Raw genomic sequence first — 10,044 nt, forward strand, 5'->3', positions numbered from 1 at the left:
CGTCTTTCTAAAAATTGCCGGAAATTTGTCAATATTAAAAAAACAAAACAAAAATTTTGAAAAAAATTATATTATACTTTTCTCGTAGATGAGTTCGTTGATGACGATATTTGTTTATACAGTAAAAACAGAAGAAGGAGGGGAAAAAGTGAAAAAAACCATAACAATATTTTTTTGCTTGACTTTCGCATTAAGCCCAGTCTGGATGTCCACCGTTGCAGTTGCAGAGACTGTTTCAACGGATACTTTACCAGACGAGTCATCGACAATAAGAACTGAAGAAACAACCATATCTAATCAATCGTCTACAAATTCATTCAGTTCTTCAGAATCAAATGAATCTATCGTTGAGAATAAAGTGAAGTCTTCGCAAGAAACGGCAAAAGAGAGCAAAAAAGAAAGTGAAAAGAAAGTTGTGAACTTTGAAGTAACTTTCCAAACAGATGCCAAACACAGCTTCTCGTCAAAAAGAGAAAAAATAATTATTGAAAAGGAGGAGGGGAGTCAGCTAGCGATAAGTGAAATTCCAATTATTGATAATCTAACAGATTTTATTGGTTGGGAAATAAACGGTAGGATTTATTCTGAAAAAGAATTAAGTGAGATTAAAATTGCTAAAAGTACAACTATTCAGGCAATTTATAAAGAAAAGACGACTAGGTTAGCTACAACAAAAGTAGATAGCTCGATAAAAGATATAATTAGTACAGCAGATAAAACGAAAGTAATTGTTGTGCCTGATCCTACTGAGTCAAGTAATTCTTACAAGGAGTATACGGCAAATGAAGCAGGCGTTCGATCAGCATTAAATGATCTTTATCAAAATGGTTCAGGTGGGGACTACGTCTTATACATAGGGACGAATGTAACACTATCAGCAGCGACTGTGGCCAAAAATATTCCAACGATAGTTACGGCAGAAAATGCTACTTTTTATTCATTAGAAGGTAAAGTAGGTACATTAACAATTACAGGAAATCCGGAGGATCCGATTTCTAAAGACATAGCCGTACCTACTGGAAGCAAAACTTTATCTTTAGGAACAACTATTCATTTTGGAACGTCTGTCCAATTTAGAAATATTAATTACTCAGGCACCGATATGTTTATGAATGGGAATAGCCTAACTTTAAATGGTGGTTCTTCAGGGAACGGTTTAACAATTTATGGTGGAACAGATAGTGGAGATGTTACTGGTAATCCTGTTATTACAATAGAAACAACAGGTACATTAACCTGGAAGGTGTATGGAGGAAATAAAACAAGTGGGACACTGAATGGAAATCCATCTATCAATGTTAATAATTTTACAAGAACAATTAACACTGTAGCAGGTGGCGCAAAATCAGGTACTGTAAACGGGAATATTTTTGTACACATAAATAACAGTGGCGGGACAATCACTAATGTTTATGGTGGAGGTGAAGGAACTTCAGCAAATCCAGCACATGTCACAGGAAATGTAGAGACCGAAATCACGAGTGATGTGGCGTCAGCCGGCAATAAAATCGGTACATATCACGGGGGCGTGGAGTATGGGAATATTCAAGGGTCTGTAATGAATACTATTAGTGGTTACGGTGCGTGGAACAGTACGACACTAGATTATTTTGGTGGATCTAAATCTGGAGACATAGGGACAATAAAAAATGTGTCAGCTATTACATCAAACCTTGATACAAGTAAATTTTCAGGAGGATCAGCAGAATTTGCTGGTGCAAATGAAACTTCTGGAACTATCACGGGGAACATTACCAATACTATCAAAGCAGGAACTTGGGGGAAAGGGTCATTTAACCGTATTGATGGTGCGGGAGGAATGGGTGTTACTGCAGTCAGCTTAACCACAGGAACGGATGCAGCATATGATGCTATGACAAAAGAAGCACGAAAAGAATATGCAGAAAAAACAGCTAAATTTAAGGTTTATGGCAATGTATCAACGAAAATTCTTGAAGGAGCAATCAGTAGATCGGCGGATAATACAGGTTTCACCCGTGGAGCTGGTTATGCAGGTTATATAGAAGGGAATACCTCGGTTGAAGTTGGAACAGCCCACACAGATGGAAGCGCTGGAGGAGAAGGATTTGTATATGGTAGCAATGGAGGAGCATATATAGCTGGGCTTCCTTATTTGAATACAAACAACAGTCGTTCTACTGGTACAGGAGCCTTTGATATTGTTGGTGGTGGAGGTAGTAATGCTGCTCGAGCAACCAATATCTACATTTATGGAGATACAAGTGCCGTACTGAATAATGTTTTAGCAAGATGGACGTATGGTGGAGGTTTTTCTGGTGTTATCGAAGGAAATACGTCAATGACACTAAATGGTGGTGTGGTGGATACACTTGAAGGAGCAGGTTATACGGGAAAACGGATTTATGGGAATAGCCATGCAACTGTAAATAATGGTCAAGTCGATTGGTTCTTATCTGGTGGTGGCTGGTGGGATCAAAAGATTGTTGGTGATGTTGGAGTAACCGTCCATGATGGTACTATTAATGCCTCTGTAGGAGGGACATTTGGCTATACGAATGATCACATTATTACAGGAAATTCAAAAAATTACATCTATGGCGGAGACTTTTCAGGGAAAAACCATTCATCTTCGGTACCTACAAAGGAAGCACTAGCTGGTGGTCCAACCTATGCTGGATCTATTTTAGGAGATAGTGAATTGACCATCGATTTGCGAAACTATGCCGGAAAGTTCGGTCTTCCAACAGGAACCAATATCAGTGGTGGAATTCCTTATGATGGAACAACCAAGTTAGGTACAGATGCTACAAATAAAATAACTTTGAATATTTTTACGAAACCAGGATCAGATGTTTTAAATGGCGCTTCTATATACGGAGATGGTGGTCGTACGGCTGGGAATACAAGTAGTGGATCAATTGTCATGAACATACAGGCAACAGGATCCAATGTTGGAAACTTTTATGCGACAAACTACTCAAATATTTCTTCTGCAAAAATTCTTAGAAATGTAGAAATGAATATTCAAGGGTCAACAAGTGTTAACGGAATTTCTGGAGGAAATCAATCTGATAACTTCACGAATGCGATTGTTGGGGCGAGTAGCAATAAAGTATCCATCAATATTGGCCATAATATTGATGGAACAGATGTCTATCAAAAAGAACCAATTAATGTAAACGGATTAGGGATCATTAATTTCACTGAGATGGATATTACAAATGGTACAAAGTTGATGGCAGTAACTGGAAGTATTAAAAATGGTCTCTCTGCTACTGCGGCATTGCATACAGGAAACTATAACACTTTTGGAGATATTACTCTTTCAAAAGGCGGTGGGTTTGGAATAGCTTCAACGAATACTTCTGGATTTATCTCAGCTGGGAAGCTGACAGTTAGAGATGAAGGGACAGTAGAGTCTATGCCTGGCACTGGGAAAATCAATATCTCTGATTTTGAAACACCAGATGAGTCAAAAGATCGCTTAACGTGGATTGCTACCTCTCCGGCAGCGTCGGCAATGGTGGCAAGTAATGGTACGTGGTTTGGCTCGACAAAAGCGTTTCAAGTACTCACTGTCAATCCGACAATTAAAAATGCGGAGAGTATCAAGCCAATGAACTTTACAGGCTACGATAAAACAACCGGGAAAACGTATATCGGAGACAATGATGTAACCAAAGCTGGAAGCGGCTATGGGATCGCTTTACCCGGCTCATTTATTGACTACGAAGTAGAAACACCAGGTATTGCTGATGGAGACGGGACCATTTCTCATGATGTCACACAAGTAAAAGAGAATAATTTACCTTTGACTTTAGACGCTTGGGGAACAGAAGTCGCTGGGAAATCAGTGAAAAAAGGTCGATTAGTGATTCCTACAGAACGTGGAATCTTCCCTACACTTACGTTTACACCTGAGACACAAACAACTGGTTCATGGGTATATTCAGGAAGCATTGTTTCAACAAAGATTGGTTCAACCGATGAAGTGATTGATGAACAGCCAAACTCAGATGCGGTTGATTGGACATCACCAGATGGAGAATATAGTTACACAGTGAAAGTGAAATATTCCAATAAAGCAGAGCTATCTGCAAATAATGTGTTTATCACAGAACAAGAGGCAAGCCAAATTACGTCTAAAACAGATGTGAACAAGTATGTTTCCGTAACTGGCCGTCCGTTCTTAAATGATGACAATATTACAGAGGCACTGTTGGAAGCGATTCGCCAACCACTGGCAATAGATGAGGTATCAAGAGCACATAAGATTTCCTATTCATCTGGTATCACGGATGCAAATAAAGTAAAAGAAACGTACAACCTTATTGTTGTTCGAGATGATTCAAGTATATCGAGTGATCGAAGTACAGCAATCTATGCAAAATCCGCACGATTTTTACTGGAAGAGGCCAATGCATTAGTAGATGATACAGATTTAAATACACATACATTGGCACAGGTATTATTTGCGGATGGACGTGCATCGGAAAAACCAACAATTGATACAAATGCGTTTGATTCAATAAAAAATACCCAGCAATCTGAGTTAGTGAAGAACGTCTCAACGAAATACAGCTACTCCAATGGCACGATTTCTATTGAGAAGGTTGTTAATGTCATGATTGCAGGCGAGCTGAAAGTGGTAGAAATTCCAAGTGATGTCAATTTTGGCAATCAAATGGTTTCTAACCGATTAAAAACTTATTGGCCAAGTATTGTTGGAAACTTAACGGTTCAAGACACACGGGGATCTGAAAGAGATGACTGGCAAATGACTGTTGTAGAAACAGCCCCATTAACTTCGGGGACAACGACATTGGAAGAAACCATGTATTTTTCTGACGGGGTGGCAGATAGACAGTTAGGACCGAATGCAGTAATTGTAGAAGATACAACCCTTCAACAAGATGGGCAATTTGTCATTTCAGATCAATGGGGAGAGACGAAAGATAAAGGATTGAAGTTGAAGGTTCCTGCTGACAAACAGCGATTAGGAAATTATGAAGGTACGCTCACTTGGACATTAGTGTCTGGTCCTGGGAATTAAGAGGAGGAAGAAGACAATGAAAAAACTGCTATGCAGCTTTGCACTACTCTTTTTCATAGCGAGTGTTCCAAGTACAGTTAGTGCTGAAGAAGTTGGGGAATATGATAGTAACGGTGTAACTTCGTTTTACGGAACGTATGAGTATCCAACGGAAGAAAGCTCTGAGGAGATTCCTCCAGAGCCAGATAAACCCGTAAAACCTGTTACACCTAGTACACCTGTTGCACCGGGAACCGTTCAAAAAAATACAAGCGGTGTGACCATTTTACCAGCAACCGGGGATGATCATTTTAACAAGAGTCAACTTTTGGGCGTAGCTATATTAGGAGTTAGTACACTATTTATTTTGAGGAGAGAAAAACATGAAAAAAACAACCATTTTAACAGCGGGAATCATCTTATTTAGTAGCTTGTTAGGTGCTACAACAACTTTTGCCGCAGATGGAGGGTCCTATGATTCAAAAGGCGAAATTACGTTTAAAGCAGGAACAGATAAAACGGATCCATTAGATCCATCGAATCCAGATCCAGATAAACCTGTTACACCTGTTGATCCAGTTGACCCAACAGGACCAAAACCAGGAACAAACGGCCCCTTATCTCTTGATTATGCGTCTAGTTTCCAATTTGGTGAACAATCTATTTCAACAGTAGATAAAACTTACTATGCTGCATTACAAACATTCTCTGATGGTACAGCAGATGGACCAAACTATGTCCAAGTAACAGATACTCGCGGAACACAAAAAGGCTGGGAATTATCTGTGATTCAAGGCGCACAATTTGAAACAGCGACATCTGATGTTTTAGAAGGCGCAAAGCTATCATTTGCGAATGGAAAAGCCGTATCAAATCTACAAGAAGGGTTAAACGAAACAGAATCTCAAGCGATCACACCCGTTGCTACTGCAGCAGTGACACTTGTTCCTGGAGCAAAATCAGTGATTATGACAGCTGGCGATAAACAAGGAGTTGCAACATGGTTATATGATTTAGGAAAAGATGCTACGGAAGCTGCTACTGCTGTTTCCCTAAAAGTTCCAGGTAAGAGCGTGAAATTAAAAGACGCTTATAGCACAACATTAACATGGACGTTATCTGATACTCCTACAGCACCATAGAAAAAAACACATAAAAAGTAAAAACCAACGAACATATAAAAGGAAAAGGTTGAGTGAAAAAAATGAAAAAATTAAGTTTACCATTCGTAGCAGTAGCTATTTTAGCTGTAGCACCTGCTTCAGTATTTGCCGCAGAAGAAAGTTATGATAGTAACGGAGTTGTTCAATTTATGCCTGGAACAGATCCAACAGATCCTGTAGACCCAACAGATCCAGATCCAGACAAACCAGTTAAACCAATTGATCCAACGGATCCAACAGGACCAAAACCAGGAACAGACGGTCCTTTATCGATTGACTATGCGTCAAGCTTTGATTTTGGCTTAAATAAAATCAGCAACAAAACAGAAACATATTTTGCTCGTGCGCAAACATACAAAGAAGCAGACGGAACAGTCGATCCATCAAAATCAACACCTAACTATGTACAAATATCTGATAATCGCGGATCAAATGCTGGTTGGACGTTGTCAGTGAAACAAAATGGTCAATTTACAAACACAGAAACATTAAACAAAGTTTTGACAGGTTCAGTGATTCAATTAGCTGCACCAACCATCAAAACACAAGCAACTTCAACTGCTGTAGCACCAACTTCTCCTATTTCACAAGATGCAGGTTTAGTATTGGATTCAGAAGGCGCTTCTTCAGTAGTAGCAGGAGCGAAAGTTGGCGCGGGTGCAGGAACTTGGGCTACAGCTTGGGGGCAAGCCTCTGATGTTGAGACGGTCACAGAAAAAAATGCAGCAGGCGATGATGTTGAAGCACAAATTACAAAAACCGTTTCTTTATCTGTACCAGGTAGCACACCAAAAGACGCAGTAAAATACAGCACAACATTAACTTGGACATTGTCAGATACACCATCAATTTAAGGAATTGCATTAGAGTAAAGAAAAAACACTTCAAATGATTTTTATAAAAAACAATCAGACGACTGACTATTGGGAGGAAATATAAATGAAAAATACAAAAATGTTAGTAGCAACTATCGCGTTGTTTGGCGCAGCAGTTTTAGCTCCATTATCAGCACAAGCAGGAACTACAGGAGATACGTATCCATCTAAAGGTGTGATTACTTATACACCAAGTACAGATCCAACTGACCCAGTGGATCCATTAAAACCAGTAGATCCAATTACACCGACAAATCCAGATGGAGAAGATCCATCAGAACCAGGAACAGCTGGACCACTATCTATTGATTTTGCATCAAGTTTCTACTTTGGCGAACAAACTATTACCTCTGTTATAAAAACATACAATGCTTTACCACAAGCATACAAAGATAAAGCAGGCACTGATACAACGGGTCCAAACTTTGTCCAAGTAACAGATAACCGAGGAACAGAAGCAGGCTGGACACTTAAAGTGACACAGGATGCACAATTTAAAACAACAAACATCAAGGCTGGCACTGAATTAGAAGGGGCTGAAATTACGTTAGACAACGGAAACGTAGTGACTGCTTCCCATTCAACAGCGCCAACAGGTCCTACACAAATCGTTTTAGCACCAGGTGCTGAAACCTTAGTGATGAGTGCAAAAGCAACCGAAGGTGCTGGAACTTACTTGTTTGATTGGGGAACTGATCAAGCATCAGCAGCAACCAGTGTTTCTCTTGAAGTACCAGGCTCTTCAACAAAATATAGCGATCGTTATGAAACCAACTTTACATGGGTACTTAGTGACGTTCCAGGGGTTTAATGAAAGCAACGGAAGAATCGCGGAAGTTCCATTGAAAGGTCTGAGTCTGAGACATAGCTCCTTGAGCTATGTTTCGGACTCTTTGAATCTAAATAAACGGTGATAGGCGTGAGTGGGAACCCTCAGAAATGAGTAGGACAGACCTGTTCGTTTTTCGAGGAAACGACGTTCGCTCCAATCCAAAGTTACTCTGATATAAAAAAAGCAGGCTCTATTTTTGCATAGTAAACAAAGGGGAAATGAACTATATGAAACAACTTAAAAAAATTATGTGGACGCTTCTATTCATCGGAGGCATCTTGTTCACTACAAGTCCAGGGGTTGCTTCCAAACTGAATTTTGCGGTAAGCCCAGTCATACCTGAAAATCAAATTGATAAAAATAAAACATATTTTGAATTATTGATGAAACCAGATCAAGCCCAGACCGTTGAAGTGGAGCTTAGAAACAGCACTGATAAAGAGGTCAAAGTGGGGATTCATGTGGCAAGTGCTACAACGAATTTAAATGGGGTAGTGGAATACAGTCCCAACGAGATTAAAGCAGATGAGTCATTAAAGTATAATTTGAAAGATCTCGTTGAAGTCGAAGAAGAAGTGACCCTAAAACCAAAGAGTGTAATGAATGTTCCACTGAAAATTACGATGCCCAAGGACTCATTTGACGGGATTCTAGCAGGTGGTATTACATTCAAAGAAATCGTCTCTGAAAAAGCGAAAACTGAAAAAAATGAAGAAACAGGCATGGCAATCAAAAACGAATATGCCTTCGCCGTAGGACTTGTGTTAAAAGAAACAGATGTAGAAGTAAAGCCAGATTTAAACATACTCGAGATTAATGCGTCTCAAGTGAATGTTCGAAACGTAATTAATGTTGGGTTTCAAAATCCAGCGCCTGTTTATTTGAATCAATTACGTATGAACCACGAGGTGACAAAGCAAGGAGAAAGTGACGTTTTATACAAATCATCTGCGCCGAGAATGCAGATGGCACCTAATTCAAATTTTGAGTATCCAATCGCATTAAATGGCGAAAAGTTACAAGCAGGGAAATACCTGTTGAAGACAGTTGCTTATGGTGGATTGTCTGATAGCGGCAAGTATGAAGTAAAAGACGAAGAAGGAAACACCGTTCGTTATCTTTATAAATGGACATTTGAAAAAGAGTTTGAAATCAAAAAAGAAGTGGCGGATAAATTAAATGCCAAGGATGTTTCGATTGAAAAAGAAGATTTCCCATGGCTGTATGTTATTATTGGCGCGCTGATTTTATTGATCGCGATTCTACTATTGATTTTATTTTTAAAGAGAAAGAAAGACAAAGATGAAGAGGCTAAGTAACAAACAAAAAGAATGGTTTGTTGAATGCCTCATCGATGGACTCGTTATTTTAGGTTTGTTGTTCATCGTTTCCCCTTGGTTAAAAGATAGTATGATTGGTTGGCAAATTCAACGAACAGCGTTCGTTCAACAGAAAATTTTGCCAACCGAATATCCAGTGGAAGAAGCAATCCAAACGCCACAGCTTTCTTCTATTTTCAACAATCGTGCAAAGGCAACACAAGAAAGCTATGGGCAGATTTTGATCCCCTCTGTGGGGCTAGAACAGCCGATTCTCGTGGGTATTACTAACGAGAATCTCCTTTTGGGCGGGGTTGTCATGTATCCAGACCGAACATTGGCAAAGGATAATTTTGTCTTGTTTGGGCACCATTTAGGTATTGATGAGTTATTGTTTGGCAAGCTGCTTGAAGTAAAGAAGCAGGATCAAATTTTGGTGAGTTATTTGGATGAAGAACGAGTGTATGAGGTAGAGGACATGACCATTGTGGATGAAACCACGATTTCTGTACTGGAGACACACGATGAAGCGTTATTGACGCTGATTACGTGCCCGGTGCCACAAAGCACCAAGCAACGACTGGTTATCACTGCCCGACCACTCGAAGAAGACCAGCAAAAAACGAGTCAAGCAAAACTAAAAGAAACAGAAGACAACCATCTAGTCATCAAACAGCAACAGCAACAAATAACTAAAAAGCTGTGGAAAATGCCACTCCTGTTCTTTGTTTTGTGTGTACTGGCAGTCTCTCTTGTTCGATGGTTGTTTTATAAAAAGAAAGAACAACACTAAAAAGGAGCGAACGAATGGTTGAAGATTACTTTGAAGATGTCAGTGTTT

The 10,044-nt window shown here is 39.5% G+C and carries 7 protein-coding genes; all 7 read left to right on the forward strand.

What is annotated here, in order from left to right:
* The first annotated feature begins 100 nt into the window (after positions 1-100).
* The 7 genes from I589_RS17400 (at position 101) to I589_RS17430 (ending at position 9,996) form a co-directional block, all read left to right on the forward strand.
* Entirely contained in the window at positions 101-5,035 is a 4,935-nt protein-coding gene (locus I589_RS17400; RefSeq protein WP_010766767.1) for a beta strand repeat-containing protein, read from the forward strand.
* Between the two features lie 16 nt (positions 5,036-5,051).
* Positions 5,052-5,441, forward strand: coding sequence for an LPXTG cell wall anchor domain-containing protein (locus I589_RS17405; RefSeq protein ID WP_010766768.1), 390 nt, complete (start codon positions 5,052-5,054; stop codon positions 5,439-5,441).
* Complete coding sequence (locus I589_RS17410) at positions 5,398-6,156, forward strand: WxL domain-containing protein (protein ID WP_010766769.1); 759 nt, start codon at positions 5,398-5,400, stop codon at positions 6,154-6,156. The genes I589_RS17405 and I589_RS17410 overlap by 44 nt, the downstream gene beginning before the upstream one ends.
* Before the next feature lie 62 nt (positions 6,157-6,218).
* On the forward strand, positions 6,219-7,031 hold the full coding sequence (locus I589_RS17415; RefSeq protein WP_016250117.1) for a WxL domain-containing protein: 813 nt from the start codon (positions 6,219-6,221) through the stop codon (positions 7,029-7,031).
* An 85-nt stretch (positions 7,032-7,116) separates the two neighbouring features.
* Entirely contained in the window at positions 7,117-7,863 is a 747-nt protein-coding gene (locus I589_RS17420; RefSeq protein ID WP_010766888.1) for a WxL domain-containing protein, read from the forward strand.
* A gap of 248 nt (positions 7,864-8,111) precedes the next feature.
* Positions 8,112-9,203, forward strand: coding sequence for a WxLIP family cell surface protein (locus tag I589_RS17425; protein ID WP_016250118.1), 1,092 nt, complete (start codon positions 8,112-8,114; stop codon positions 9,201-9,203).
* Positions 9,187-9,996 carry a class A sortase gene (locus I589_RS17430; RefSeq protein WP_010766890.1) on the forward strand — a complete coding sequence of 270 codons (810 nt, stop codon included), beginning with the start codon at positions 9,187-9,189 and terminating at the stop codon, positions 9,994-9,996. The genes I589_RS17425 and I589_RS17430 overlap by 17 nt, the downstream gene beginning before the upstream one ends.
* Positions 9,997-10,044 lie beyond the last annotated feature (48 nt).

This window comes from Enterococcus phoeniculicola ATCC BAA-412 (genome assembly GCF_000407505.1).
Classification (GTDB): Bacteria; Bacillota; Bacilli; order Lactobacillales; family Enterococcaceae; genus Enterococcus_K; species Enterococcus_K phoeniculicola.